This window comes from Georgenia sp. SUBG003 (assembly GCF_000715355.2).
GTDB lineage: Bacteria > Actinomycetota > Actinomycetes > Actinomycetales > Actinomycetaceae > Georgenia.
Genome location: NZ_CP180204.1, coordinates 4,649,812 through 4,673,455 on the forward strand (window position 1 = coordinate 4,649,812; position 23,644 = coordinate 4,673,455).

General features: G+C 67.9%; 27 protein-coding genes, 15 pseudogenes and 2 other annotated features. Of the genes and pseudogenes, 25 read left to right on the forward strand and 17 right to left on the reverse strand.

Going from position 1 to position 23,644, the window contains the following annotated elements; all coding sequences use genetic code 11:
* Positions 1 to 5: 5 nt before the first annotated feature.
* Positions 6 to 632, reverse strand: a complete 627-nt coding sequence (locus DA06_RS27360) for an esterase-like activity of phytase family protein (protein ID WP_418608266.1) — start codon at positions 630 to 632, stop codon at positions 6 to 8.
* Between DA06_RS27360 and DA06_RS27365 the strand changes: the two are divergent.
* Both DA06_RS27365 and DA06_RS27370 read left to right on the forward strand, forming a co-directional pair.
* A pseudogene (locus DA06_RS27365) lies at positions 529 to 906 on the forward strand (dihydroxy-acid dehydratase); the annotation flags it as partial. The gene DA06_RS27360 and the pseudogene DA06_RS27365 overlap by 104 nt on opposite strands.
* A 235-nt stretch (positions 907 to 1,141) precedes the next feature.
* Positions 1,142 to 1,333 (forward strand): molybdopterin-dependent oxidoreductase, encoded by a 192-nt coding sequence (locus tag DA06_RS27370; protein WP_418608268.1) that lies wholly within the window; start codon positions 1,142 to 1,144, stop codon positions 1,331 to 1,333.
* Here DA06_RS27370 and DA06_RS27375 read toward each other — a convergent pair.
* A pseudogene (locus tag DA06_RS27375) lies at positions 1,314 to 1,505 on the reverse strand (ribonucleotide reductase stimulatory protein); the annotation flags it as partial. The gene DA06_RS27370 and the pseudogene DA06_RS27375 overlap by 20 nt on opposite strands.
* A 6-nt stretch (positions 1,506 to 1,511) precedes the next feature.
* On the opposite strand from DA06_RS27375, the gene DA06_RS27380 reads away from it, so the two are divergent.
* Positions 1,512 to 2,102 (forward strand): hypothetical protein, encoded by a 591-nt coding sequence (locus tag DA06_RS27380; RefSeq protein WP_418606536.1) that lies wholly within the window; start codon positions 1,512 to 1,514, stop codon positions 2,100 to 2,102.
* On the opposite strand, the gene DA06_RS27385 is transcribed toward DA06_RS27380, so the two are convergent.
* On the reverse strand, positions 1,987 to 2,508 hold the full coding sequence (locus tag DA06_RS27385) for a segregation/condensation protein A (RefSeq protein ID WP_418606537.1): 522 nt from the start codon (positions 2,506 to 2,508) through the stop codon (positions 1,987 to 1,989). The two genes, DA06_RS27380 and DA06_RS27385, sit on opposite strands and share 116 nt — an antisense overlap.
* Positions 2,472 to 3,119 (reverse strand): tripartite tricarboxylate transporter permease, encoded by a 648-nt coding sequence (locus DA06_RS27390; protein WP_418606538.1) that lies wholly within the window; start codon positions 3,117 to 3,119, stop codon positions 2,472 to 2,474. Before DA06_RS27390 ends, DA06_RS27385 begins: the two co-directional genes overlap by 37 nt.
* A 106-nt stretch (positions 3,120 to 3,225) precedes the next feature.
* Here DA06_RS27390 and DA06_RS27395 point away from each other — a divergent pair, with 106 nt between their 5' ends.
* The 3 genes from DA06_RS27395 to DA06_RS27405 are packed head-to-tail and all read left to right on the forward strand — an operon-like array spanning position 3,226 to position 4,446.
* On the forward strand, positions 3,226 to 3,552 hold the full coding sequence (locus DA06_RS27395) for an amino acid permease (protein ID WP_418606539.1): 327 nt from the start codon (positions 3,226 to 3,228) through the stop codon (positions 3,550 to 3,552).
* Positions 3,549 to 3,719, forward strand: coding sequence for a hypothetical protein (locus DA06_RS27400; RefSeq protein ID WP_418606540.1), 171 nt, complete (start codon positions 3,549 to 3,551; stop codon positions 3,717 to 3,719). The genes DA06_RS27395 and DA06_RS27400 overlap by 4 nt, the downstream gene beginning before the upstream one ends.
* Positions 3,700 to 4,446, forward strand: coding sequence for a sacsin N-terminal ATP-binding-like domain-containing protein (locus tag DA06_RS27405; RefSeq protein WP_418606542.1), 747 nt, complete (start codon positions 3,700 to 3,702; stop codon positions 4,444 to 4,446). Before DA06_RS27400 ends, DA06_RS27405 begins: the two co-directional genes overlap by 20 nt.
* Positions 4,447 to 4,583: 137 nt before the next feature.
* Here the strand turns inward: DA06_RS27405 and DA06_RS27410 are convergent, their stop codons facing one another.
* The 3 genes from DA06_RS27410 to DA06_RS27420 all read right to left on the reverse strand — a co-directional run bounded on the left by DA06_RS27410 (position 4,584) and on the right by DA06_RS27420 (position 5,800).
* Positions 4,584 to 4,733 (reverse strand): hypothetical protein, encoded by a 150-nt coding sequence (locus DA06_RS27410; RefSeq protein WP_418606543.1) that lies wholly within the window; start codon positions 4,731 to 4,733, stop codon positions 4,584 to 4,586.
* Positions 4,730 to 5,092 (reverse strand): hypothetical protein, encoded by a 363-nt coding sequence (locus DA06_RS27415; RefSeq protein ID WP_418606545.1) that lies wholly within the window; start codon positions 5,090 to 5,092, stop codon positions 4,730 to 4,732. The genes DA06_RS27410 and DA06_RS27415 overlap by 4 nt, the downstream gene beginning before the upstream one ends.
* Positions 5,093 to 5,311: 219 nt before the next feature.
* Positions 5,312 to 5,800, reverse strand: a complete 489-nt coding sequence (locus tag DA06_RS27420; protein ID WP_418606546.1) for a glycosyltransferase — start codon at positions 5,798 to 5,800, stop codon at positions 5,312 to 5,314.
* A gap of 206 nt (positions 5,801 to 6,006) precedes the next feature.
* Here DA06_RS27420 and DA06_RS27425 point away from each other — a divergent pair.
* Positions 6,007 to 6,201: pseudogene (locus DA06_RS27425) on the forward strand (type II secretion system F family protein); the annotation flags it as partial.
* A gap of 241 nt (positions 6,202 to 6,442) precedes the next feature.
* Here the strand turns inward: DA06_RS27425 and DA06_RS27430 are convergent.
* Positions 6,443 to 6,851: pseudogene (locus DA06_RS27430) on the reverse strand (MBL fold metallo-hydrolase); the annotation flags it as partial.
* Between the two features lie 47 nt (positions 6,852 to 6,898).
* The gene (locus DA06_RS27435; protein ID WP_418606547.1) at positions 6,899 to 7,291 is read right to left on the reverse strand and encodes a tripartite tricarboxylate transporter permease; all 393 of its coding nucleotides are present in this window, start codon (positions 7,289 to 7,291) and stop codon (positions 6,899 to 6,901) included.
* A gap of 454 nt (positions 7,292 to 7,745) precedes the next feature.
* On the opposite strand from DA06_RS27435, the pseudogene DA06_RS27440 reads away from it, so the two are divergent.
* Both DA06_RS27440 and DA06_RS27445 read left to right on the forward strand, forming a co-directional pair.
* Positions 7,746 to 8,102, forward strand: a pseudogene (locus DA06_RS27440) (MmgE/PrpD family protein); the annotation flags it as partial.
* Between the two features lie 537 nt (positions 8,103 to 8,639).
* Entirely contained in the window at positions 8,640 to 9,323 is a 684-nt protein-coding gene (locus DA06_RS27445) for an undecaprenyl-diphosphate phosphatase (RefSeq protein ID WP_418606548.1), read from the forward strand.
* A gap of 202 nt (positions 9,324 to 9,525) precedes the next feature.
* On the opposite strand, the gene DA06_RS27450 is transcribed toward DA06_RS27445, so the two are convergent.
* Positions 9,526 to 9,714: a hypothetical protein gene (locus DA06_RS27450; protein WP_418606549.1), complete on the reverse strand. Its 189-nt coding sequence runs from the start codon at positions 9,712 to 9,714 to the stop codon at positions 9,526 to 9,528.
* 736 nt (positions 9,715 to 10,450) lie between these two features.
* A pseudogene (locus tag DA06_RS27455) lies at positions 10,451 to 10,802 on the reverse strand (ParB/RepB/Spo0J family partition protein); the annotation flags it as partial.
* A 292-nt stretch (positions 10,803 to 11,094) separates the two neighbouring features.
* Between DA06_RS27455 and DA06_RS27460 the strand changes: the two are divergent.
* The 9 genes and pseudogenes from DA06_RS27460 (at position 11,095) to DA06_RS27500 (ending at position 14,701) form a co-directional block, all read left to right on the forward strand.
* Positions 11,095 to 11,361 (forward strand): hypothetical protein, encoded by a 267-nt coding sequence (locus DA06_RS27460; RefSeq protein ID WP_418606550.1) that lies wholly within the window; start codon positions 11,095 to 11,097, stop codon positions 11,359 to 11,361.
* Positions 11,362 to 11,438: 77 nt separating this feature from the next.
* Complete coding sequence (locus tag DA06_RS27465; protein ID WP_418606551.1) at positions 11,439 to 11,867, forward strand: F0F1 ATP synthase subunit A; 429 nt, start codon at positions 11,439 to 11,441, stop codon at positions 11,865 to 11,867.
* A 165-nt stretch (positions 11,868 to 12,032) separates the two neighbouring features.
* Positions 12,033 to 12,320: pseudogene (locus DA06_RS27470) on the forward strand (VOC family protein); the annotation flags it as partial.
* Between the two features lie 169 nt (positions 12,321 to 12,489).
* On the forward strand, positions 12,490 to 12,720 hold the full coding sequence (locus tag DA06_RS27475; protein ID WP_418608462.1) for a hypothetical protein: 231 nt from the start codon (positions 12,490 to 12,492) through the stop codon (positions 12,718 to 12,720).
* A 108-nt stretch (positions 12,721 to 12,828) separates the two neighbouring features.
* Positions 12,829 to 13,122 (forward strand): hypothetical protein, encoded by a 294-nt coding sequence (locus DA06_RS27480; RefSeq protein ID WP_418606553.1) that lies wholly within the window; start codon positions 12,829 to 12,831, stop codon positions 13,120 to 13,122.
* A 102-nt stretch (positions 13,123 to 13,224) separates the two neighbouring features.
* Positions 13,225 to 13,356, forward strand: coding sequence for a hypothetical protein (locus DA06_RS27485; protein ID WP_418606555.1), 132 nt, complete (start codon positions 13,225 to 13,227; stop codon positions 13,354 to 13,356).
* Positions 13,353 to 13,547 (forward strand): TusE/DsrC/DsvC family sulfur relay protein, encoded by a 195-nt coding sequence (locus DA06_RS27490; protein WP_418606557.1) that lies wholly within the window; start codon positions 13,353 to 13,355, stop codon positions 13,545 to 13,547. Before DA06_RS27485 ends, DA06_RS27490 begins: the two co-directional genes overlap by 4 nt.
* A 31-nt stretch (positions 13,548 to 13,578) precedes the next feature.
* Positions 13,579 to 14,014, forward strand: a pseudogene (locus DA06_RS27495) (glutathione S-transferase C-terminal domain-containing protein); the annotation flags it as partial.
* Between the two features lie 300 nt (positions 14,015 to 14,314).
* A complete protein-coding gene (locus DA06_RS27500; RefSeq protein ID WP_418608269.1) occupies positions 14,315 to 14,701 on the forward strand; it encodes a polysaccharide biosynthesis protein in 387 nt (128 codons plus the stop codon).
* 27 nt (positions 14,702 to 14,728) lie between these two features.
* Positions 14,729 to 14,954, forward strand: a sequence feature (16S ribosomal RNA rRNA prediction is too short).
* A 185-nt stretch (positions 14,955 to 15,139) separates the two neighbouring features.
* Here the strand turns inward: DA06_RS27500 and DA06_RS27505 are convergent.
* Positions 15,140 to 15,568: pseudogene (locus DA06_RS27505) on the reverse strand (hypothetical protein); the annotation flags it as partial.
* A gap of 1 nt (position 15,569) precedes the next feature.
* Between DA06_RS27505 and DA06_RS27510 the strand changes: the two are divergent.
* Both DA06_RS27510 and DA06_RS27515 read left to right on the forward strand, forming a co-directional pair.
* Positions 15,570 to 15,740, forward strand: coding sequence for a hypothetical protein (locus DA06_RS27510; RefSeq protein WP_418606558.1), 171 nt, complete (start codon positions 15,570 to 15,572; stop codon positions 15,738 to 15,740).
* A 265-nt stretch (positions 15,741 to 16,005) separates the two neighbouring features.
* Positions 16,006 to 16,400 (forward strand): annotated as a pseudogene (locus DA06_RS27515) (HD domain-containing protein); the annotation flags it as partial.
* A gap of 46 nt (positions 16,401 to 16,446) precedes the next feature.
* Here the strand turns inward: DA06_RS27515 and DA06_RS27520 are convergent.
* Positions 16,447 to 16,629, reverse strand: a pseudogene (locus DA06_RS27520) (hypothetical protein); the annotation flags it as partial.
* 667 nt (positions 16,630 to 17,296) lie between these two features.
* Here DA06_RS27520 and DA06_RS27525 point away from each other — a divergent pair.
* Both DA06_RS27525 and DA06_RS27530 read left to right on the forward strand, forming a co-directional pair.
* Positions 17,297 to 17,639: pseudogene (locus tag DA06_RS27525) on the forward strand (NCS2 family permease); the annotation flags it as partial.
* A 304-nt stretch (positions 17,640 to 17,943) separates the two neighbouring features.
* A pseudogene (locus DA06_RS27530) lies at positions 17,944 to 18,325 on the forward strand (inositol-3-phosphate synthase); the annotation flags it as partial.
* On the opposite strand, the gene DA06_RS27535 reads toward DA06_RS27530, so the two are convergent.
* Positions 18,253 to 19,203: a PQQ-dependent sugar dehydrogenase gene (locus tag DA06_RS27535; protein ID WP_418606560.1), complete on the reverse strand. Its 951-nt coding sequence runs from the start codon at positions 19,201 to 19,203 to the stop codon at positions 18,253 to 18,255. The pseudogene DA06_RS27530 and the gene DA06_RS27535 overlap by 73 nt on opposite strands.
* Positions 19,204 to 19,223: 20 nt before the next feature.
* Between DA06_RS27535 and DA06_RS27540 the strand changes: the two are divergent.
* Positions 19,224 to 19,723, forward strand: a pseudogene (locus tag DA06_RS27540) (TIM barrel protein); the annotation flags it as partial.
* Positions 19,724 to 19,740: 17 nt separating this feature from the next.
* On the opposite strand, the gene DA06_RS27545 reads toward DA06_RS27540, so the two are convergent.
* Complete coding sequence (locus tag DA06_RS27545) at positions 19,741 to 20,340, reverse strand: tripartite tricarboxylate transporter substrate-binding protein (protein ID WP_418606561.1); 600 nt, start codon at positions 20,338 to 20,340, stop codon at positions 19,741 to 19,743.
* 240 nt (positions 20,341 to 20,580) lie between these two features.
* Positions 20,581 to 20,910 (reverse strand) — a sequence feature (16S ribosomal RNA rRNA prediction is too short).
* Positions 20,911 to 20,984: 74 nt separating this feature from the next.
* On the opposite strand from DA06_RS27545, the gene DA06_RS27550 reads away from it, so the two are divergent.
* A complete protein-coding gene (locus DA06_RS27550; RefSeq protein WP_418606562.1) occupies positions 20,985 to 21,326 on the forward strand; it encodes a hypothetical protein in 342 nt (113 codons plus the stop codon).
* 156 nt (positions 21,327 to 21,482) lie between these two features.
* A pseudogene (locus DA06_RS27555) lies at positions 21,483 to 21,706 on the forward strand (RNA polymerase-binding protein RbpA).
* Here the strand turns inward: DA06_RS27555 and DA06_RS27560 are convergent.
* Together DA06_RS27560 and DA06_RS27565 are read right to left on the reverse strand one after the other, a co-directional pair.
* Entirely contained in the window at positions 21,600 to 22,193 is a 594-nt protein-coding gene (locus DA06_RS27560; RefSeq protein WP_418606563.1) for a cbb3-type cytochrome c oxidase subunit I, read from the reverse strand. The pseudogene DA06_RS27555 and the gene DA06_RS27560 sit on opposite strands and share 107 nt — an antisense overlap.
* A gap of 576 nt (positions 22,194 to 22,769) precedes the next feature.
* Positions 22,770 to 23,435 (reverse strand): bifunctional hydroxymethylpyrimidine kinase/phosphomethylpyrimidine kinase, encoded by a 666-nt coding sequence (locus tag DA06_RS27565; RefSeq protein WP_418606565.1) that lies wholly within the window; start codon positions 23,433 to 23,435, stop codon positions 22,770 to 22,772.
* Positions 23,436 to 23,644: the final 209 nt, after the last annotated feature.

Sequence of the window (23,644 nt, forward strand, 5' to 3'; positions counted from 1 at the left end):
CCCGATCAGCAGCCGGCCGTCGGCCAGCTGGAGGACCACCTCGACGGACTGCATGGGGAACGCGAAGTCCTCCCGACGCCGTACGCGCCGTCGGAGGTCTCCGTGCCGACGAGGCCGGGGTTGGCGATGTCGAGAAGGTCGACGACGAGCTCCTTCTCCACGTACCCGGCGTCGTCAGTCCTGCGCAGGTCGATCTCGTACACGCGCTTGGTGACCGCGGCGGGGCCCTCGAAGTCGTCGCGCTCGAGGACGAGCAGGCGGTCCTTCTTCACGGTGAAGGCATCGCCGACGAGGTTGGCGTCCGTGTCCGCCTCGTACCGCCAGGTCCGTTCGGTGTACTCGCCGGTGGCCGTGTCGTACTGGAAGATCCAGCGTCGGCGCTGCTCGTCGTCGTCGACCGCGCCTCGAGGATCGGGTAGAGGTAGCGGCCGTCCTCCGACGCGGCCATTCCCTCGAAGCCCTTGGAGGCACGGACCAGCGGCTCCTCGCCGTCGGCCAGGTAGGGGCTCTGGGGCGACCGGAGCTCGCCGTGACGTCATCGCCGACTCGGTCGAGACAGTCATGATGGCGGAGCGGCTCGACGGCTCCGTTCTCCTCGCCGGCTGCGACAAGTCGCTTCCCGGGATGCTCATGGCCGCCGCACGGCTGGACCTCGCGAGCGTCTTCATCTACGCGGGCACCATCATGCCGGGCTGGGTGAAGCTCTCCGACGGCACCGAGAAGGACGTCACCATCATCGACGCCTTCGAGGCCGTCGGTGCGTGCTCCCGTGGACTCATGAGCCGCGAGGACGTCGACCGCATCGAGCGCGCGATCTGCCCGGGAGAGGGCTGCGGCGGCTACTACACGGCGAACACCATGGCCCACGGTCGCCGAGCGATCGCACCGCCAACGGGGGAGAACCAGGCCCGGGCCATCTTCACGCTCGCCGCGATGACGGGGCAACGTCGGCCTCGCCGGCGGCGGCACGGGCCCGGGAGGGCAGCTACGCCCTGCCGATGGCGAACCCGTGGGTCAAGTCGAACCCCGTGCAGACGTCGATCTCGGTCTTCGGCTGGACCGACGCGATCGAACGGGGCCGGAGATGACCGCCCTGGGCGACGGCGTCGTCGGCAAGGACAGGCTCGACGTACCGATCAAGATGGTCTGGCAGTACGCCGGAAACGCGCTGGTCAACCAGCACGCGGACATCAACCGCACCGTCAAGTTGCTCGAGGACGACACGAAGTGCGAGCTGATCGTCGTCGTCGACAACCAGATGACGGTCTCCGCGCGGTACGCGGACATCCTGCTCCCCGACGTCTCCAACGCCGAGCAGCTACGCCCCGGATGAGTGCACGGTTGTGCTCGTCGTTGAGGAACCGGATCACCTGCTTGGGCACCGCGCCACGGCCGTTGCCCCCGCCGTAGGTGGGGACGACGAGCACGTACTCCTCGTCCACCCGGAGGAACGGGTCGGCCGGCCGGACGGGGATGCGGTCCGCCGGCAGCCCCAGCTTCTCCACGAAGCGGTGGGTGTTGTTCGTGACGGAGGAGAAGTAGACGAGCCTGCCTTCCGCCTCCGGAACGTCGGCCTCGGGTCGCTGTCGTCGACGGCGAAGCCCACCGGGCTCGACTACAAGGGGATGTTCCGCACCTGGATGGAGAACGCCCCCGAGGAGTGGGAGTTCACCCCCGAGAACCAGATCGGGGAGCTCCGCTCCGCCGCGCTGCCGATGGCGTTCAACCGCAAGCCGCACTACAGCCAGGGCCTGCTGCTCGTCGGTGACTCCGGCGGCATGGTCTCGCCGTTCAACGGCGAGGGCATCGCCTATGCGATGCAGTCCGGGCGCATCGCGGCGGACGTGGTCTCCCAGGCGCTCTCCCGCAGCTCGGGCTACGCGCTGGAGAAGACGCTGCGGACTACCCAAGACTCTCGCGGAGGAGCTCGGCGGGCGTACTACTCCCTGGGCCAGGTGTTCGCGCGGCTCATCGAGCGGCCCGAGATCATGCGGCTGTTCGGGGAGCAGGGCCGCGAACTGCGGCTCCAGCGGCACGCTGCGCGGGTAGGACCGGGCGTTCGCGCCCCCACTCCTCGCCGAGATAGGCGGCCACCTGCTTGAACGCGCGGTACTGCAGCAGGCGCGCGAAGAGGAGGTCGCGGGCGAGCAGCTCGAGGTCGTCGTCGTCCTCGACGGAGCCGCGCGGCAGGAGCCGGGGCGGCCTTGAGGTCGAGGAGGGTGGCGGGAACTGCAATACCCGTGAGAGAACACCGGCAAAATTGTGGAAACACTGGCATTTCAACGCCCTGTGGACACCGCGCTCATTGTGGAATTGTGAGTCCCTGTGGAAACGATGGCGTTTCAGGTAAGTCGAATCAGCGGCGCGCCACGTAGTGACGTGCAGACTGCACGCCGGAGGACGAGCCAGCTCGCGATCTCCCGTGTCGCCGACGGTCAAAAGTAGGTCAGGGACGACGGGGCGGAACTGGCCTACTTTCCAGCCGTCGCTGACACTCCCGTTCTCCAACCCGTCCTCGTCGGAGGCGTTGGGGCGCGGAGGCCCACAAGTGAGGGTCGGAACATCGCCATGGCGAGACCCTCGCGAGCCCGCCCCTGCTTGGTCATGGGGTAGCCGTCGAGGGCTGTGGCGGCCGACGCCGGTGTGCCGGGGACGTTCAGCAGGATCGCGGGGACGGAGCCGCCAGCGATACCGCCGGCAAAGATGCCCATGAGAACTGCCAGCCCCCGTCTCCGCCTCCATGAAGGTGAAGGGCAAGAACAGCGCCATCGCCATGGTCGCTGTGAGGCCCGGAAGGGCTCCGATGACCATGCCAGCGGCGACCGCACCCGCAATGCCTGCGATGAGTCCGGGCGAGGAGAACAGCGTTCCGAGCCCGCCGAGCAGAGAAGAGAAAACGTCCATGTCAGCCTCCCAGGAAGACGTCGATCCGGGTCGGGGCCGTGCTCGCCGAACTGCCGGGGGCCGCCGAGCTCGAGGGAGAGGTGGCCGGTGCCGATGGCGGCGACCTTCTTGGTCGAGTCCCAGGAGTCGATGATCTCCCGGATGGCGCGGCCGACCTCGTAGAACCGCCGGGGCGAGGGCATGGGCGGGACGAAGATGTTCGTGTAGACCGGCACGACCGGCAGGTCCGCGTCGGGCGGACCGTGATGATCGGGCAGATGATCGAGTGGTCGATCTTGAGCTCGTGGCTGAAGGAGAAGTCGAAGTCCCGGGGATACGGCCGTGGGTCGGCTTCCTCGCCGGCTGGGTCATCATGCTCGACTACGTCCTCGTCCCGGCCTGCTCTACCTCGTCGCGTCCGTGGCGATGAACTCCATCGTGCCCGCCGTCCCGGTCTGGATCTGGATCATCCTGTTCATCGTCCTCAACACGGCCGTGAACTACATGGGCATCGAGATGACCGCGCGCGTCAACAAGATCATGCTGATCGCGGAGCTCATCGTGCTGGCGATCTTCATCGTCATCGGCCTGGTCGCCGTCGCGCAGGGCCGGGGCAACGGCTTCAGCCTCGACGCGTTCTACAACCCGAGACGTTCACCTGGGGCGTGATCCTCGGGGCCGTCTCCATCGCCGTCCTGTCGTTCCTGGGCTTCGACGGGATCTCCATGCTCGCGGAGGAGAACAAGCAGGAGTCCCGCCAGATCGGCCGCGCCATGGTCGCCGCGCTGCTGCTCGCCGGCGCTGTTCCTCGCTCCGTTGGTCGCCGCCAGGGCTGATCAGTGTCTCGCCGCCTACGTCGAGGACCCCACGCGCATCGAGGAGGACTCGCAAGATGCCTCGGCGGAGGGCGGGTACGGGCGCAAGCAGATCCACGAGCTCGTCCAGAACGCCGCCGACGCGATGCGGCGCGCACCCGGGACCATCGAGGTCCGCCTGACCGACGATGTCCTCTACGTGGCCAACGAGGGAGAGCCATTCAGCGAGGCTGGGGTCGTCGCGTTGCTGTACTCCCACTTGTCCCGCAAGGCGGATGACCAGATCGGCCGCTTCGGTCTTGGGTTCAAGTCGGTCACGGCCATCTCGAGCTCGCCTCAGATCTTCAGTAGATCGGGGTCGTTCGGTTTCGACAAGGCACGCTCCGAGCGGTCCCCAAGCTCATCGCCTCCACGGCGACGATCCGACGTGCACGGTCCCAGGTCAAGGCGGTGTTCGACCGGGAGAGCGAGCAGTTTCCGCCGCCGGGCATCGATCAGTCCGACTCGTACTTCGCCCGTTCGGCAGACCCAGCCCAGAAGGCACCCGGCAGTACCTTGGCGTACTCGCACCGGGGGATCAGCCACGCGACCCTCCTCGTCCGGTACGCGGCGCTCCTCCAGCGTGCTCGACCATGGATGTCTCGGACTCCGTGCGGGACGCGACTGGACGCTGCTCGGGTACTTCAACAGCCTCCGAGTGCTCGGAGGCTCCTACATGCAGGTCATCGACGACGTCCCTGACCTATGAAGCTGGCGGCGATCGGCGTGAGGTCGAGGAAGATCTGCAGCGGGAGGAGCAGGAGAGCGAACGTGACCACGCGCCGAGGTAGAACGTGGCGGTCCCGAAGTACTGGAGCCGCTGGTCCACCGACAGCCGCCGGTTGGTCAGCGGGTTCGCCCTGAAGAGGATCTCGAACGCGCCGTGGCCCACCGGGTCTGCTGCTTGGTGTAGGCCTCGATGTTCTCGGGGGTGTCGCCGACGGCGAGCACGGTGGGGATGTAGACCGAGCGCCAGCCGAGCTCGTGGAGCTTCATCGACGTCCACACGTCCTCGGACTTCGACCTGTGTACATGCCGCCGATCTCCGCGATCGCCTCCCGCGAGACGACGTTCGTGCCGACGCAGAAGGCCGAGTTGAAGCGGTTCTTGCCGGGCTGGATGAGGGAGTAGAAGACGGTCTGCAGGTAACCGGCGCGCGGGTGATGAAGTTGTGGATGTTGCCGTAGACCTGCGGCGTCTGGACGAACGTCCCGGCTCAGGCGATGGTGCGGTGGGACCCTGCCGGCTTCGCGGCCCGCGAGCTGAGCGAGCGCAGAGAACTCGCCTTCCCGCCTGCCGCGCACATGGCATCTCTTCAGGGAGCCCCGCGAGCGGTGCACTCGCTGCTCGATCACCTCGTTCGTTTCGACGGGCTTGAGGTGCTGGGTCCGGTGGAGGTCGAGGATGGTGACGTGCGCGCTGCTACGCGCCCCTCGCCGGTCAGGTGCAGAACTCGCAAAGCGGCTCGCGCAGGCTTCGGCCGTCCGGAGCGCACGCAAGGAGGACGGCGCCGTCCGGATGCAGGTGGGACCCGCCCGACCTCTGGTGACCCGCAGTGCGGGGCGCAGTCTCAGCTAGAGACGGCGCCGCCCCGGCCGAGGCGACGCTCTGACGAGAGCGGTCGCCCCCTCCGGCAACCGGATCTGAGGCGCCTCGGAGAACAGAGGACGTCCCTCCGGCAACCGCACCCCCAGTCGCCCCCCCGGACGCAGAGGACACCCCCCTCGGCAGCCGCAGCTGAGGCCCTGTGACCAGACGTGGGCGACACGCTCACCCCAGGGGGGGGACGACCCCCGCCCGACGAGGCTGACGCGGGACGGGGCGACCCATACTGGGAGCACGGATGACCCCCCGTGCGTGCAGGGATGGGGCTGGTGGGACCATGCGCCCGCCCGCTCGGCAACTGCCGCCGAGGCGTCGGCCGAGCCGTCGTCGACGCAGACGACGTTCGGGAAACGCTTGCGGGCGCCGGTGACCACGTCTCCGATCACCGCGGCCTCGTTGTAGAGAGGGATGACGAGCCACGCATCCGTCACGGGGGACTCGGTTGACATGGGCGCCATTCTCTCAGGAGATGAGCTCGCTCCGGCCACACGGCTCGGCCGTTCGCATCTCTGGCTCGCCGGGTCTTCCGAGCCGATCGTCCCGAGAGGCTCTGTGCACGCTGGGATACCGTTCCCCGACCGGCCGCAGCACCCGACGCGGCCCGAGGACAGGAGGGCTCGATGGTGCCACGCATCGTTGACAGTGCGGACGTGTCACCCGACGCGGTGATCCGATCGCCGACGTGCTGCGGACCCAGGCGGGCGAGATGCGGCTTAAGCGCCGCCAACGAGCCGAGGAGAAGGCGATGCAGATCCCGGTCAAGGTGATCTTCCCGCTCATGGTCTGCATCCTGCCCGTGTTGTTTATTGTTCTCTTGGGTCCTGCCGCGATGGACATCGTGGCAGCCTTTAGTTCGTGACACACGTCGTCACTACAGCAGCCCTAACTGCCCTTGGTGCATTCTCGCTCTGCCGTTGGGTGCACACCGTCACCAATAGGCGTTCACGGCTGCACTCGCACCATGCGTACGTTCCGCTGGCCGCAATTGGTGGCGTTGGCGCGGCGGCTGGGCGAAACTTGGGCAGAAGTCCTCGCCTTTTCGGTGCTCGCCGTAGCGTGCGCGGTGCTCATTGTTGCCGACCTCGCAGAATTTCGGCTTCCAGCAGCGAGCCGCCCGAGAACACCGCGGGGTCCTCGCCCTCGAGCACGTAGGAGAGGTGCGTGAAGGTGTGCCCGGGGCGTGTGCATGGCGCGCACGCGCATGGCGGGACTGACCTCGACCACGTCGCCGTCACGGATGCCGGTCCGCTCGAAGGACACCTCGTCGTCGGCGTTGACGTAGTACGCCGCCCCGGTCTCCCGGGCGAGGGCGTAGCCGCCGGTGACGTAGTCGTTGTGGATGTGGGTCTCGAACACGTGGGTGATCCGGACGCCGGCACTGGCGGCCGCATCGAGGACGCGGTCGATGTCGCGCTGCGGGTCGCGAAGGCGACCTCGCCGTCGTGGGCCAGGTAGCTGCGGTCACCGAGCGAGGGGGGTCTCGATGGAGATGATCGTGGTGGTGGTCATGAAGCTGGTCCTTCCGGTGCGGGTCGGCGATCAGGCGGGGGAGGTGCTCAGACGATCGGCGCGGCGATGAGCATCAGCAGGATCAGGGAGAGGATGGCCGCCACGAACGAGCCGATAGCCGCGATCGCGAGCGCCTTCCCTGCCTGCCCCTTGCGGGCGAGCGCGTAGCCGTCGACGACGGTCGCGACGGCGTTGGCGTCACCGGGCGTGGCGATGAGGACGGCGGCGATCGTGCCCCCGTACTGGCAGCCGTAGTAGATGCCGGCGAGCATGATGAGCGCCGTCACCGGCTCCATCGTGAGAGTCAGCGGCAGGAGGATGGCCACACCGGTGGTCGCGCCGAGCCCCGGCAGCATGCCGATGACCGTGCCCAGCACCACCCCGATGAAGCACCACAGCACGTTCTCCGGGGTCAGAGAGGTCTGGAACCCCCAGGACAATGTTCTCGAGCATCTGTCTTCTCTCTCAGACCAGGCCGAGCATTCCGGCGGCAGCGGGACGTTGAGCGCCACACCGAACACGAGCCCGAAGAAGGAAGGCGCCGGCGCCGCCGACGAGCGCCACCTTCCACGGCATGTTCTCGAGCGCACACGGTTCCATTCCACAACCTCGTACGTCACCCTGCTCTCGCCAGTCTGACGAGCGTTGTGCTCATCGACGCACGCACGCACGGTGGACCGCTCATCTTCTAGATCACCGGGCGAAGCGAGAAAGATACGGAGCGGGAGCGCGTCAACCATGGGACGAACGATAGTCATCGTCCAAGATGCGGCTAAGTCGCAGGGCCGGACGCCAAGATGTCCACCCGGGCTAGCGCAGGAAACGTCCCAGTAGAGGAACCCTCGCGGGGACGGTGCAGGTCATCCGGCGCCGTCCCAGGGTCGCGGGGAGGCGCGCACCGCGATCCTGGACACGTACACCAAGGAGCACTCCGCCGAGTACCAGGCGCAGGCGCTCATCGACCTGGCGCGGCGGATCGGCACGCAGTACCCGTTCCTGCGGGACCCGGACAACGTCACCTCGGTGCTGCACACGTCCCACCACACCCACAACGTGATCGGGTCGGGCGCGAACGACCCTCAGAAGTACGACCCGACGGCCTCCCGCGAGACGCTCGACCACTCGATCCCGTACATCGTGGCGGTCGCGCTGCAGGACGGTGCCTGGCACCACGTGCGCTCGTACGCCCCCGAGCGGGCCGCACGCCCGGACACCGTGGCGCTGTGGCGCAAGATCACGACGGCGGAGGACCCCGGTGATTCACAGCCGGAAAGTCGACCGTCGCCGAAAAGGTCTCCCACTCGTCCCTGGTCATCCTGTCCGACAGCGCGAGGTAGGGCTCCCACCCTACGAGGACCCGTCCGAGGTCGAAGACAACCGTGTCGTAGGCGGCAGGGCTTGCTCCGAGGGTTTCCGGGCGAGCAGCGCGTGCGATCCGTTCCACCAGCCCATCCTGCACGCACGGGGTCATCCGTGCTCCAGTATGGTCGCCGTCCGCGTCAGCTCGTCGGCGGGTCGTCCCCCTGGGTGAGCGTGTCGCCACGTCTGGTCACAGGGCCTCAGCTGCGGCTGCCGAGGGGTGTCCTCTGTCGTCCGGGGGCTGGGGTGCGTCCGGCCGACCCTGCGTTGCTGCATGGGTTCACCGTAGTGGGCGGGCATCGTCCGCCCGTGCCGCTGAGGGGTGCGGCGGGAGGAGGCGGGGGTCGTCCTCCAGCCGCACGTGAACCTGCGCACGCTCCGCCCGTCGGACGATGGCGCGCCCAGGTCGGTGCCCTATCGTTGCCGACCGTGACCTGGTGGGAAGCAATCGTCCTCGGCCTCGTTCAGGGCCTCACAGAGTTCCTCCCGATCTCCTCGAGCGCGCACCTGAGGATCGTCGGCGAGCTCCTCCCGAGCGCCGACCCCGGCGCGGCCTTCACGGCGATCACGCAGATCGGCACCGAGACCGCCGTCGTCATCTACTTCCAGCGGCTGATGAGCCACGACTCGCTCTCCGCGCTGGCCACCGAGATGCGCTACGCCGACGTGTCTGCGCTGTACGCGGCGATCGGCGAGAACCACATCTCCGCCACGAACGTCGTCCAGAAGCTCGTGCAGTCCATGGGCGGGGAGTCCGGCGCCGAGGAGACGCTCGCCGAGGCGACCATGCCGGGCGAGCACCGCCCGCGCGCGGGCGGGGAGACACCAGCGTCGTCGTCGAGGGGATGTCCGAGCACCGACATCTGGGTGAAGCTGGCGCGGTGCTGCACGCCGGTGCCCGGCGACCCGATCGTGGGCTTCATCACCCGCGGGTCGGGGGTGTCGGTGCAGTCGTGCCGACTGCGGCAACCTCGAGGGCCTGCGGTCGCAGCCGGATGGGCGAAGTCCTCGTCGGTGGTGCAGCTGGCCGCCTCGGAGGTGTCGTTCACCCCGGGCCTGTCGAGGACGATGACGATGCATCGGGGCTGGTCTGGGGTGCCCTGCGCGGCGTAGACGGAGGCGCCGTCGACATCTCCGATGTGCTGGCGCTTGTCGTCCTCTTCGCGCTGCGCTGTGTCGGCGGGCTCGTCGAGGGGCGGGTCGGTCTCGTAGTACAGGTCCGTGCGTACCCCACCGCCGCTGAGCGTATAGGTCACCTCACAGGTGAAGGTGCGGTCGCCTGCTTGGCCGACTGTCCAGGCGTGGTCACCCTGCACTAGTGGCCTCCACGGTGGCGTCCTGGCCGGTGGCTCGCCGCAGGTGATCGACGCACGCGGCCGAGGCCGACCACGTGCACGCGCTCGCCACCGACGCCCTCGAGGCCCTCCGGGACGTCCGCGTCGGCGAGCACCAGGCCGTAGACGTACAGCAGCGTGTCGACCTCCTCCGCCGCGGGTGCTGTCACGAAGACTCCTTCGCGGGTGCGCGGCGTCGGCGTTCCTCGCCGGAGTCCTTGTCGTCACCCCCGGTGAGCGCCTCCTTCGCGCTCGAGACGATGCCCTTGGTCTTTCCACGGGCCCGCTCTCCGTCAGTCCCTCCATGAGTTCGGGCAGGTCCCTGCCTCCGGACTCGGCGAGGTTCAGGCGGCTGGTGGCCTCGGCGACCGGACGCCGACCATGCTGAGGTGCTGCGGGGTCGACCTCACGGATGGTGGACAGCACCTCGCCGGGGACCGCCGGCGGCGAGGGATGCCGATGATCGGGCACACCCGATCAGGGGCGAGGGAAACATCATCAGGGCCCCTGCACGAAAGTCGGGTGTAGCTTTGCGGGCGAGGGAAATCCCGCCCGCCCCCAGGGGGTGTAGAGCACGGGTCACGCCCCGCGACGAGCAGCATGCCCGGGTGCGGGTAGTCCCAGGGCCCGAAACGAGCTCGTGAAAGAAAGACGCCACCCGGGAGACCACCACGACAACGAGTGTTGGAACGTCCACTTCTTCAAGCACCGCGGCCACTGGGACGTGAGCTGGCGCGACGACCACGGCAGGCACCGCGAGCACGCCGGCTCGTACCGCAAGGCCGTGAAGGAGTTCAAGGACCACTGCGACGACCACCGCGGTCACCGGTACGACCGCGACCACCACGACCGGTACGACCACGACAAGAAGACGACCGCGACCACGACAGACAGTGGCACGACTAGCGTCGCCAGGCGGTTCAGGTCCTCGGCGTGCGCGCTCGGACGCGGACGGCGCCGCATCTCGGGGGCCACCGGCGTCGTCGCCGAGGGCGACGATCTCCTCCGTCGCACGCACGCTGAGGCCTTCGGCCACGATCTTCTGCGCCAGGCGCTCCATCGCGGCGCCGTCGGACAGGCCGAGCAGTGCACGCGCGTGCCCCGGCCGACAGCACACCTGCAGCGACCCGCCGCTGCACGAGCGGGGGGGGGAGCTTCATCAGGGCGCAACGTGTTTCGAGATCTGCGGGTCGTGACCGCGCGATACGGGGAGGCGAGCTCGTCGTGGGGTGCAGCCGAAGTCCTCGAGGAGCTGCTGGGTAGGCGGGCCGCCTCCATGGGTGGTGGGTCCGCCCCCCTGGTGGCCGCGTCGCGCAGATGCGACGGTGGCCGTCACGGGGCACGAATGGAGGCGTGGGAGGCCTCGCGCCTGGACAGAACTATACCCCCCCCCGGGGTATGGTTTCGGCCAGGCTGCGGAGCTGCTTCTCACCCCGCAGGCCGGGGGGGTGGGGAATGCTCCCGGAGCCGGCGGTGTTCTAGCCGCCGGATACCCCCCCCGGGGGGTATCAAGAGTCGTAGCCCCCACAGTGAGGGAAAAGAAGCCCCCCATGACCGAGGTCTCCCATCGACCAGCTTACTCCACCGGGATGATCCGCTCCACCCTCGCCGCGGTGCCCGCGCGGCTCCCGGTGCTCGCCGCCAAGGCCATCACCCTGGTCGTCGTCACGGTCGTCGTCAGCGTGGTGAGCCTCGGTGCCGCGTTCCTGGTCTCGGTGCCGTTCCTCTCGGACCACGACCTCGTCCCCGCGCTCGACGACTCCCTCACCTGGCAGGCGTTCGGCGGCATGGCGTACTTCTTCGTGGTCAGCGCCTGATCGCGCTCGGCCTGGGGCGTGCTGCGTCACACCGCGGCACCTCACCGCGGTGCTGGGGCTGCTGCTCCGTGCTGCCGATGATCCTGCAGTTCATCAACCTCGCTGTCACGCTGGTGCGGCTCATCGCGACCGCGATGCTCATCCTCTTCTTCTGGCTCGCGACCCGGAAGCTCCAGCTCGTCCCCGGCCGCGTGCAGTCGATGGGCGAGATGGCCGTCGACTTCGTCCGCAAGGGCATCGCGGAGGAGTCGCTCGGCCGTGAGATCGGCCGGAGGTACACCCCGATCCTCGTGGTGATCTTCTTCGGCGTCCTGTTCATGAACATCACGGGCATCCTCCCGTTCCTGAACATCGCCGGGGTCCTCCGTCATCGGCATGCCGCTGGTGTTCGCGCTCCTCTCCTACGTCACCTTCATCGTGGCGGGCGTCAAGCCAGGGCGGCGGGCAGCTCCTCAAGAGCCAGCTCTTCCCGCCCGGGGTGCCGTGGCCCATCTACATCATCCTGACGCCGATCAGTTCCTCTCGACCTTCATCATCAGGCCCGCCACGCTGACCGTCCCGTCTCCTGGCCAACATCACGCAGCGCCGTCGTCGATAACGTTCGTCCCTCGCGGGGCAGGTGACGCTCCTACGCTGGGACCGGAGCGACGGCGCAGACCCGGGAGGCCGACATGCAGCGGATACAGCCGAACCTCTGGTTCGACACGGAGGCCGAGGAGGCTGCGCGGTTCTACGTCGACGTCTTCGGGGTGACAGCAAGATCGGCACGATCACCCGCTACGGGCCAGACACACCGGGGCCCGAGGCACCGTGATGACGGTCGACTTCAAGCTGCAGGGCCAGTGGTTCACCGGCATCAACGGCGGCCCGCAGTCCCGTTCACGGAGGCGGTCTCCTTCGTCGTCAACTGCGAGGGGCAGGACGAGATCGACCACTTCTGGGACCGCCTCGTCGAGGGCGGTGAGCCCGGACCGTGCGGGTGGCTGAAGGACCGCTACGGCCTGTCCTGGCAGGTGGTGCCGACCGAGTGGTACGAGATGTACAAGGATCCCCGTCACCCACGACTCCTTCAACCTCAGCCAGGAGCTTCTCGACCAGTTCGAGGCCGACACCGGCTACCAGCTGGAGATGGTCGCCCCCGGCGACGGCGGAGCCCTCGTCAACCAGCTGATCCTCACCGCCGACTCCCCCCTCGGCGACGTCGTCTACGGCATCGACAACTCCTTCGCCGCCCGCGCGATCGACGCCGGGGGTGCTCGAGCCGTACAGCCCCGAGGTACTGCCCGCCTCCGCCGAGCAGTACGCCGCGGACGACTCCGGCTCCCTCGACCCCGGTCGACATGGGGGACGTCTGCCTGAACGTCCGTCGACGAGGTCATGACCCGGCGCGGAGCGGCCGACGAAGGAGGCCGGTGGGAACGCCACGCGTTCCGTAGCGGGCGGCTGCCCCTGGACGTCAGCCGGCCCGTGACACAGAGGGAGCGACTGACCGACGGGCTCGAGCTGCACACGGTCGTCCGCCCCGCCCGGGGTGAGGTGTCCTCCGTGACCGTCAGCCTGGTCAACACCCACCGCCCTGCCAAGGGCGAGAGCAGGGACGAGGCATCGTGGTTCCGTCCGAGGCTCGTCGTCCGGAGCTCGGAACCGTTCGTCGACCGGCCTTTGCCACGCGCCTACGGGATCGACGAGGATCTCGAGAGTCACGCGCTCCTTTTCCGTGACGTTCCCAACCTGGCGGTGGGGGCACGGGGTGCGCGGTGACGTGGACGGAGGAACGCGACGTCACAGAGGTTTCGACGACGTTCCTTCCCCCGCGTCCCACATGTCCATGGCCGGCAAGGAGACCGCCGGCACGAGCGGAAGGTGACCACCATGCCCGTCATCGAGATCGGCACCAAGCCGGTCCACGTCAACGACGAGGGATTCCTCACCGAGTACGACGAGTGGGACGAGGACGTCGCCCGCGTCCTCGCCAGCAGATCGGCATCGAGATGACCGACGCCCACTGGAAGGTCATCCGGTTCCTGCGCGAGGACTTCCGCGCCCAGGGCGAGACCCCGACGACCCGCCGGGTGAACACCGTCGGCGGCATCCCCGTCAAGGAGCAGTTCGATCTCTTCCCAACGAAGCCCGGCCGGACGATGTCCTACATCGCCGGCCTCCCCAAGCCGCACGGCTGCGTCTGAGAGGGACCGCCATGACCACCGAGACCCGACCGACGGCAAGGACCCCGTACTCGGCATCCACCGGCTGCAGGAGGCCTACTTCGCCCGCGTGCCGGACTACGCGCGCGGCATCACGGTCCCGGCGATCGTCGACGTGCCGACCGGTGCCGTCGTCACCAACGACTTCGCCCAGATCACCCTCGATCTGGGGAGCGAGTGGACCGCGTTCCACCGCGAGGGTGCGCCCGACCTGTACCCCCAGCACCTCCGGGACGAGATCGACCGGGTGAACCGCAAGGTCTTCACCGAGGTGAACAACGGCTACCGCTGCGGCTTCGCCGGGTCCAGGAGCCTACGACAAGGCGTACGACCGGCTCTTCGCCGCGCTCGACTGGCTGGAGGAGCGGCTGACCGACCAGCGCTACCTCGTGGGCGACACCATCACCGAGGCGGACGTGCGCCTGTTCACCACGCTGCCGTACGTCGATCGTTCCCCTCGCTGCGCCAGGCGGTCCCACATGCCGAGTGCCGGATCGCGCCCGGGATGCACCACGCGTGGAACATCGAGGACGTCGCCCTGTTCAGCACCGTCGTCCGAACCTGGGTGCACGGATCGGTGGATGAGCGACTGCAGACGGCATAGCGTCCGTGCGCCACAGCCAGCCCATGCCTATGACGTCACTGTCGATCTGGTCCTCGGTCGTCGGGGCGGTGCAGGACACTCGTCCGAACCGCTAGCGCCGCCTTCGTCGATCACGGTCACTCACCCCGAGATCACACGTTACTTCATGACCATCCCGGAGGCCTCCGAACTGGTGATTCAGGCCGCCGCCATTGGGCGAGACGCTGAAGTCCTCGTGCTCGACATGGGGGAACCCGTCAAGATCCTGGATGTCGCCAAGCGACTCATCACCCACTCCGGCAAGGACATCGAGATCGTCTTCACAGGTCTCCGGCCCAACGAGAAGATGCATGAAGAGCTGTTCAGTGTGGACGAGGAGGGCGCCCGCCCCCTTCCACCCGCTCATCTCGCACGTGACTGTTCCGCCCGTCTCTCCCGAGTCGCTCAAGGACCTCCACGAGCAAGGGCCCGCTTTCGGCACGGGTGTGCTGTCGTACGTCACGCGGGAGCGGGCGTGAGCGCGATGCGCAAGGCTAAAACTCAAAGGAATTGACGGGGGGCCCGCACAAGCGGCGGAGCATGCGGATTAATTCGATGCAACGCGAAGAACCTTACCAAGGCTTGACATACACCGGAAACGTCCAGAGATGGGCGCCCCCGCAAGGTCGGTGTACAGGTGGTGCATGGTTGTCGTCAGCTCGTGTCGTGAGATGTTGGGGGTTAAGTCCCCGCAACGAGCGCAACCCTTTGTCCCGGAGGAGGACCCGAACGGTCCCGCGCCACCCCATGCCCCGGGGCCGCCCTCGAAGTCGAGCGAGCAGGCCATCTCCTCCAGGTCGCGCGCGGTCTCCGCGTGGGCGGTCGGGATGACGTAGCGCTCCTCGTACTTGGCGATGGCGAGGAGCCGGTACATCTCCCGCACCTGCGCCCCCGTCATGCCCACCGCGGTGGCGATCTCCTCCTGCGGCTCCTGGCCGAGGTTGATGTCCCGCATGTACGAGCGCATCGCGGCCAGCCGGCGCAGCACCTTCTCCACCGGCGCGGTGTCGCCGGCGGCGAACAGCCCCGCCCAGGTACGTCCAGCGGGATCCGCATGGTGGAGATGGCGGTGTAGAGGGTCCTGTGGTCCTCGCCGTCGTTGCCGGAGGAGGTCGGCACCGTGCCCGGGCGGCGAGGCGGCACCCCTGACTGTGAGGACATACCTATGGCCACCCCTGCGGTGACTCGAGAGTTCAACGAGAACGTGAGCGGCGAGCAGCGTTCGCTCGCCCCCGCCGCGATCGCCGTCGGCTTCGCGGTGCTCTGCCTGTCCTGGATGCTCAACGCGATGGACCGGCAGGTCTTCTACCCCTGCTCCCGGAGATCCGGGAGACTTCGGCTTCACGCTGGAGGAGTCCGGCTTCCTCGCAACGGGCTTCACCGTGGGGCTCGCCGTCGCCGGGTTCCTCGCAGGCTTCGTCGTCGACCGCTTCTCCCGCAAGACCGTGATCGTCGGCAGCGTCCTGGTCTACTCCCTGGGCACTCGCGATCCCGCTCTCGTCCGGGCTGTACGACATGGCCGCGTACCGGATCGTCTCGGGGGTCTCCCGTGACGGCAACGGTGAGCTCGGCGGCCGCATCCAGAAGGTTCGGCTGGAGTGCTCGACCGGAGACCGCGAGCTGACGTCGACCGGGACATCGCCTTCGGGATGTACTCGCACTGGTGGCGCCCCACGGCGCCGCCCCAGCTGCGCTACGGCTTCTTCCTCAACGACGCCTGGACGTCGGAGGCCAACCACGTGTTCCAGTACGGCCGCTACACCGACGAGGTGTTCGTCGGCGACTGGGACGGCAACGGGACCGACACGTTCACCGTACACCGTCGAGGACACCGACTACCCGCTCGAGCAGCTCCGCAGAGAGTTCGGCGACGAGATCGCTCTGCTCGTCGACGGCGTGACCAAGCTCGACAAGGTCACCTACGGCGACGCCGCCCAGGCGGAGACCGTGCGGAAGATGGTCGTGGCGATGGCCAAGGACATCCGCGTCCTGGTCATCAAGCTGGCCGACCGCCTGCACAACGCCCGCACCTGGAAGTACGTCCCGGCCGCCTCCGCGGAGCGGAAGGCCCGCGAGACCTCGAGACTCTACGCCCGCTCGCCCACCGACTGGGCATGAACACCATCAAGTGGGAGCTCGAGGACCTGTCCTTCGCCACTCTGTACCCGAAGGTGTACGAGGAGATCGTCCACCTCGTGGCGGAGCGGGCGCCGCCCGCGACGAGTACCCGTCGCGGGAGGTGACGGTCGCACGCCATCACTGGCGCTTGATGTTCTCCTTCAGCTCCACGCCGAGCGGACCGTAGTCCCACGCGGACCGGGTGCCGCCGTAGATCTCACCGGAGGGGTAGACGAATCCGCGCCGCTTGGCGAGGTTGATGACGTTGTCCAGGCGCGAGGGTGTGGCCACGGTTGAACTCTCCTGCTGGTCGGTGACCCGCATCTGGCTGGTGCGGGTGTCTGCGGCGGGGCACGGGCGCGCTGCTGCGGGACGAACCTACCCATGCGGGCGGCCTCGCTGCGCCCGCCCCGCTCGCCGTCCGTGCGTGAGGGCTCTCACCGCGGACCGTAGTTGACACCGATTCTCACTGCCACTGAGAATCATCCTCATGACGTTTCCGCGCCGCCGCACGGCCGCCGCCCTCGCCGTTCTCGCCCTGCCGCTGGCCCGAGGAAGGGCACCTGCTCGGGGCAGCGGTGAACAGGTCCACCGACCCTGTCACGGTCGAGATCGTTCTCGACGGCGGGCCGGCGTCGATTTCGACCTGCCGGCGGGGGGCGAGGTGAACTTCACCAGGGCCACGCTGACGCCCGACAGCGTCGACGCACCCCCGGGTGCCACCCTGCCCGCCACCGCCTCGAGCCCGGGCGCTGGCGCCGTCGACGTTTCGTTCCGGTGCTGGACGGCACGCTGCCTGCCTACGAGACGTACCTCGAACGCCACTGAGCGGCGCGCGACGCCCGGGTCAGGAGCTGCGTTCCGACCGTGCGCTCGCCGAGCAGTCGCCCTGGAACCACGCAAGGCAGGATCGTCGGCGAGACCGTGCCCGCTCGAGCCTTGATCTCCCCCGTCCAAAGCCAGATTCCAGCCAGCGTGACGACCAACCGCGTTCCTGCTGGCGACGTTCCTCTCCCCGCTGACCGCGTTCGTGCCCTACGAGGCGGCCACCCCCGGCGCTGGTGATCGTCGGCTTCCTGATGATGATGCAGGTGACGGACATCCCGTGGCGCGACGCCGCCATCGCGATCCCGGCGTTCCTGACGATCATCCTCATGCCGTTCGCGTACTCCATCACCGTCGGCATCGGCGCGGGCTTCATCGCCTACGTCGTGCTCTCCGCCGCCCGCAAGGGCGGGGCGCGCAAGGTCCACTGGCTCATGTGGATCGTCGCGGTGCTGTTCGTCGTCTACTTCGCCATCGGGCCCATCGAGCAGGCGCTCGGCCTGCGCTGAGAAGCTCGGCGACAGCAGCCCCCGGCCGTTGCGGCCGGGGGGCTGGCTGCGTTCCCCGGGCGGCTGTGGACGACGCCGGAGCTCGCCCCGATTTGGGGATGCGCGGAACGCCCGGCGCGCCGCCCTAACCTCACCGCCACGGCGGCGACCGACCCGGGGCCGCGGGGGGAGGAGGAGGCGGGCTCTCCAGCGTTCGGAACGGGGCCGGCGGCACCTCCGCCGTCGTCCACGAGAGAACAAGAAGCGGAAGCGCCGACGGCGCGACCGCCACTCCCGATGTCCCACCCTCAACCAAGGAGCAAGCATGAGTGCTATCCGCGTCGCGATCGTCGCGTCGGGAACTGCGCGTCCTCGCTCGTCCAGGGCGTGCACTTCTACGCCGACGCGGACCCCGAGAGCACGGTCCCCGGACTGATGCACGTGAAGTTCGGCGACTACCACGTGCGCGACCTCGAGTTCGCCGCGTTCGACGTGGACGGCAAGAAGGTCGGCACGGACCTGGCCGAGGCGATCAACGCCTCGGAGAACAACACCATCAAGATCTGCGACGTGCCGCCCCCTCCGGCGTGCCGGTCCAGCGCGGGGCACACCCCTCGACGGTCTGGGGGCGGTACTACCGCGAGACCATCGAGGAGTCGGCGGCGGAGCCGGTGGACGTCGTCGCCGCGCTGCGCGAGGCACGCGTAACCGCCCGCCGACGGCGACACCGGCGCGCCCCTCTGGCCGGGTCCCGGTTGTGGTCGTAGGCGGCCACCGGATAGGTGAAGCCGAACTCGTCGTCGTTGGCGGGCAGCGGGTAGATCTGACGGTTCTCGGCGAGGAACGGCCCCTCGCGCTCGGACCATCCGAAGTTGTCTCCGGCGCGCACCTCGTAGATCGACTCCACCTGCCACTCGCCGATGTGGCCGAGGAACATGCGGTTGTCACCCTGCGGGTCCCAGCTGATGCGGTGCGGGTCCCGCATGCCGACGGCGTAGATCTCGCCCAGGGCCCCTGGCGTGTCCACGAAGGGGTTGGTGCCCGGGACGCCGTACTGCCCGTTCTCGCTGTCGTCGCCGAGCGGGTCGATGCGGAAGATCTTCCCGTGCGGGGTGGCAAGGTCCTGCGGGTTGCTGTTTCCGACGCCGTTGCCACCGTCGACGAGCATGTAGAGCAGCCCGTAGTCCTCGTCGGAGCTCGGGCACGCCGGGGGAAGAGCGCGACGTCGAGCATGCGCTGGGCGTAGAGCGCGCGGTAGTGCAGGACCATGGGCTCGAGGTCCTCCTCGCGCACGCCGCCGAACTCGAGCAGGCCGTCGCGGATGGGGCGGGCCGACGTGGCGCAGCAGCTGCTCCGGAGTCTCGGGCGGGTAGCCGAACGCGGCGAGGGTCTCGGCGATGGCGCTGGTGATCGCGGGCGCGGAGTCGGTGATCGTGCCGTCGAGGTCGAGCAGCACGGCTGTGGCGCGCAGGGCCTCCGGCGCTCCGTCACGGGCGCGGCGGAGCGGGGCGAAGTCATAGAACGTCCTCCAGAAGGGGAATGGTCTGCTCCCAGGGTAAGCGGCACCCGCAAGGAGGCCGGTCACACGGCGGTGCGCGGTCGGGCGGCGCCGAGACCTTCGTGATGTGGGGCGGGCGCGAAGGCTCGGAGTACGACGGCGTCAAGGACGTCCACGCCGCCCTGGACCGCTACCGCGAGGGCATCGACACCGTCGCCGGCTACATCAAGGACAAGGGCTACGGCCTGCGCATCGCCCTGGAGCCCAAGCCCAACGAGCCGCGCGGCGACATCTTCCTCCCGACCGTCGGCCACGCGCTCGGCTTCATCGCCGAGCTCGAGAACGGCGACATCGTCGGCCTGAACCCGAGACGGGGCACGAGCAGATGGCCGGCCTCAACTACACCCACGGCCTCGCCCAGGCGCTGTGGTCGGGCAAGCTGTTCCACATCGACCTCAACGGGCAGCGTTCCATCAAGTACGACCAGGACCTGGCCTTCGGCCACGGCGACCTGCTGTCGGCGTCTTCACGGTCGACCTGCTCGAGAACGGCTTCCCGGGCGCGGCCCACGTACACCGGGCCTCGCCACTTCGACTACAAGCCGTCCGCACCGAGGTTCGACGATCAGCGATCATGCTTATGCGCCCTCACCAAGAAGGTCGACGTACATGTCACGGGCGTCTCGAAGAACTCCTGGAACTCCTCCGTCTCCATCACCCGGACGCCGAAGCTGTTGTTCTCCATCACCTCGACGAAGGTCTCCTCCTCGGCCATCTTCACGAAGGCGTCGTTGAGGGTGCTGACAACCTCCGGGTCCATCCCGGCGGGGCCGGCCATGCCGCGGAAGGTGCCGATCTGCACGTCGTACCCCTGCTCGCTGAAGGTCGGGACGTCGGGCAGGGCCTCGAGGCGGTCCTCCAGGCGATGCCGAGTACCTTCATCTCCCCGCTTCGACCTGCGCGCGCACCTCGCCGATGGAGAAGGACATGGCGTCCACAGGGTGTCCCTGCCGTCCCCGTCCCAGTCCCCGACGAGGACCGACTCCCCGGGCCGGCCGTACGCGAACACGCGCTCCGCAGGGCCCCCGCGCAGCTCGTCGGTCACGTGGAAGACGTTGCCGCGCCGCACCATGATCGTGTCCGCGCCGTCGCCGTCCCAGTCCCCGATCAGCACCGGGTCGGTGAGCCTGCCGTACCGGAACACGTGGTTGGCGACGGGGCCCACGAGTCGTTGAGGAAGAAGCCCGTCACCCGGGCGCCCGGAACCCGGGTGGAGCGGTCCGGAGAGCCTTCCGGGCGGCGACGTACTTGAAGTTCGAGGCCGTGCCGCCCGTGTTGTCCTCGTCGTGCACCACGCGAGGCCGCCGGGGAACTGCGGACCCAGGTTCTCGAGCGTGGCGGCCTGGCCGTCCGTGCGGGTCGCGCCGTCGATCGTTTAGCTTTTAGCCTTGCGGCCGTACTCCCAGGCGGGCACTTAATGCGTTAGCTGCGGCACGGAACCCGTGGAATGGGTCCCACACCTAGTGCCCAACGTTTACGGCATGGACTACCAGGGTATCTAATCCTGTTCGCTCCCCCATGCTTTCGCTCCTCAGCGTCAGTAACGGCCCAGAGACCCGCCTTCGCCACCGGTGTTCCTCCTGATATCTGCGCATTCCACCGCTACACCAGGAATTCCAGTCTCCCCCTACCGCACTCTAGTCTGCCCGTACCCACTGCAGGCGCGGGGTTGAGCCCCGCGTTTCCACAGCAGACGCGACAGACCGCCTACGAGCTCTTTACGCCCAATAATTCCGGACAACGCTTGCGCCCTACGTATTACCGCGGCTCCTGTGGGCGTTCCTCGACAAGCTCCTCGGCCTGGGCTACATGACCCCCGCCGAGCGTGCCTGGATCAACGGCGGCACCCCCGCCCAGGGATTCATCAACGGCATCGAGAGCCCCTTCGCCGGCTTCTTCCAGCTCTTCGCCAACCCCTTCGGCGACGTGCTGTTCATGGCCGGCCTCCTCGGCATCGGCGTCGCCATGATCACCGGCGCCGGCCTGAAGATCGCCGCCGTCACCGGCTCCCTGCTCATGCTCTTCATGTACCTCGCCGAGCTCCCCCTCGCCATCGGCGGCACCAACCCCATCACCGACTCCCACTGGATCGAGGCCGCGGTCCTGATCATCTCCCGCCACCACCCCTCCGCGGCCCGACGCCGGAGTTAGACCCACGTCACAGAACTCGACGAGCAGAACTGGAACACCTGGAGGACCCTTGTCGTTGGACATGGTGGAACACAGCGGGTGGTGGGCCCGGGTCGGCCCCCACTATCCGGACGGCGCGCACCTGCCTCCGGACCACTCACGAGCGAGGGAGATGCCATGGCAGAACGCTCACTACGCGGCATGAAGATCGGCGCCAACAGCCTCGAGTCCGAGGACGGCGTCGAGCTGGCACCCCGGATGATGGCGGAGTTCACCTGCCCGACGGCCACGTGTTCACGCTGCCGTTCTCGGTGGACGCGGAGCTGCCGCCGGTGTGGGAGTGCAAGGTCTGCGGCAAGGAGGCTCTCCTTCGCGACGCGAGATCTGGTTGTACAGCGTGAAGCCGTCCTCGACCATGTAGTCGGCGTAGCGGCGCGGCATGCCCTGGACCCCGAGCCAGTGCTGCACGAGGAACGTCGTGTGGAAGCCGACGAACAGGATCCAGAACTGGATCTTGCCGAGCTTCTCGTCGAGCATCCGGCCCGTCCACTTCGGCCACCAGAAGAAGAAGCCCGCGTACATCGCGAACACGACGGTGCCGAACACGACGTAGTGGAAGTGCGCCACCACGAAGTAGGTGTCGTGGACCTGGAAGTCCATCGCCGGGCTCGACAGGATGACACCGGTCAGGCCGCCGAAGAGGAACGTCACCAGGAACCCGAGCGAGTAGAGCATCGGCGCTCGAAGGTGAGCTTCCCGCGCCACATCGTGCCGATCCAGTTGAAGAACTTCACGCCCCGTGGGCACCGCGATGAGCATCGTCATCAGGGAGAAGAACTCCAGCATCACGCCGCCGGTGGTGAACATGTGGTGCGCCCACACGGTCACGGACAGCGCCCGCGATGGAGATGGTGGCGAAGACCAGGCCCTTGTACATCTGATTCACGCGGGAAAATGGAATAAGAATAGTATTTCTCGGTCGCTTCCGTAGTTCCGGGCGAACTTACCTCAACGGTCGACTCCAGCTTCCACTCATCAGCGCGAGAAAATGTCTTTATGGAAACGCCCCCCTTTGCTGCTGACGTGTACTCTCCCCTAAAGAGCACTCCCGTTTCGAGTTTGCAAGCTTTAAAAATGCCCTTTCGCCCACGAACCCATCCCATGAGGGCGCGATAGTCGCTCACCCGCCCCCGGGGGTGTTCGAGGGCCCGCCCCCAAATATCGCTGGCCCGAAAACCCAGTGGGCCCCAGAAACCCAGTGCCCTTTACAGTTCTCCCGCTATTTTTGCGACAATGGGCCCGCTCAAAAAATCGAGCGCAGTCAACACTGTAAGAATCTGAGCAACCACAGAGTCAGCGGCACCTTCCACGAAACACTCCACGGCGACTCGCTCATGTCCCACCGCCCTCCGTCGGATTAAAAAACGCTATTGCCCGGGGTCCCGGTTGTGGGGGAGATGCCACTCAGGCGCAATCGGTATGCCGATCCAGAACCCCTAGCGCGGTGTTGAGCTGTCGCTTCGCCCCAGGCGGCGATCCTCTTTGAGCCGCCGCCACGCAAGGATCAACTGCACGATGAAGACCACGAACAGAGCAGCGCATCCTGCCAGGAGCGCATAGCGGAGTGACGTCGCGCCGTCGCTCAGACCTAGGACGAGTCCAATTCCGCTGAGGAGCATACCGACGGCCAACATCGCATTCGCCCAGATACGGGCTTTCGGATTCTCGCGACGCGCCAGTCACGGCCTCACCATAGCGACGCCAGGTCGCCTCGCATGCGGCGCCGGGCTCCTGGCCCTTGCAGATCAGCACCGGGTCGAGCACCACGTGGCGCCACGCCTGGTTGCGGAGCGTCCCTGCGACGACCTCGATGGTCTCCGTCGTGCCGAGCATGCCGATCTTGACGACGTCGAGGTCGTGCGCGGCGGTCGCGGCCTCGATCTGCTCGGAGATGACGTCCGGCGGGACCGGCACGAACCGGTGCGCCCAGTCGTTCCTCGGGTCGAACGAGACGATGCACGTGGTGGTGCCCACGCCGTACACGCCCAGCTGCTGGAACGTCTTGAGGTCCACCTGGATGCCGGCGCCGGTGGCCTCTGATCCGGCGATGACATAGGCGAGCTTGACCACGCGCGTGGCTCCGTTCGACGAGGAGAGAGCGAGCTCGCCGGGGCCCACCCGGACCTGAAGTTCGTCATCGAGTACAAGCCGCGCGAGCCGCGCGTGAAGATGCTCTGGGACTCGGCCGCCACCACGCTGCTCGGCATCCAGGAGACCGGCCGGGACAACATCGGCGTGCTCATGGACTTCGGCCACTCGCTCTTCGGCGGGGAGTCACC

Excerpts from the sequence above, each read along its gene's own strand:
- DA06_RS27370 (WP_418608268.1), top strand. The coding sequence starts at position 1,142 with ATGGTCTGGCAGTACGCCGGAAACGCGCTGGTCAACCAGCACGCGGAC.
- DA06_RS27410 (WP_418606543.1), bottom strand. The coding sequence starts at position 4,733 with ATGAAGCTCCACGAGCTCGGCTGGCGCTCGGTCTACATCCCCACCGTG.
- DA06_RS27550 (WP_418606562.1), top strand. The coding sequence starts at position 20,985 with ATGACCCCCGCCGAGCGTGCCTGGATCAACGGCGGCACCCCCGCCCAG.
- DA06_RS27465 (WP_418606551.1), top strand. The coding sequence starts at position 11,439 with ATGATCCTGCAGTTCATCAACCTCGCTGTCACGCTGGTGCGGCTCATC.
- DA06_RS27460 (WP_418606550.1), top strand. The coding sequence starts at position 11,095 with ATGACCGAGGTCTCCCATCGACCAGCTTACTCCACCGGGATGATCCGC.
- DA06_RS27490 (WP_418606557.1), top strand. The coding sequence starts at position 13,353 with ATGACCGACGCCCACTGGAAGGTCATCCGGTTCCTGCGCGAGGACTTC.
- DA06_RS27475 (WP_418608462.1), top strand. The coding sequence starts at position 12,490 with ATGGTCGCCCCCGGCGACGGCGGAGCCCTCGTCAACCAGCTGATCCTC.
- DA06_RS27420 (WP_418606546.1), bottom strand. The coding sequence starts at position 5,800 with ATGGCGCCCATGTCAACCGAGTCCCCCGTGACGGATGCGTGGCTCGTC.
- DA06_RS27500 (WP_418608269.1), top strand. The coding sequence starts at position 14,315 with ATGACCATCCCGGAGGCCTCCGAACTGGTGATTCAGGCCGCCGCCATT.
- DA06_RS27360 (WP_418608266.1), bottom strand. The coding sequence starts at position 632 with ATGAGCATCCCGGGAAGCGACTTGTCGCAGCCGGCGAGGAGAACGGAG.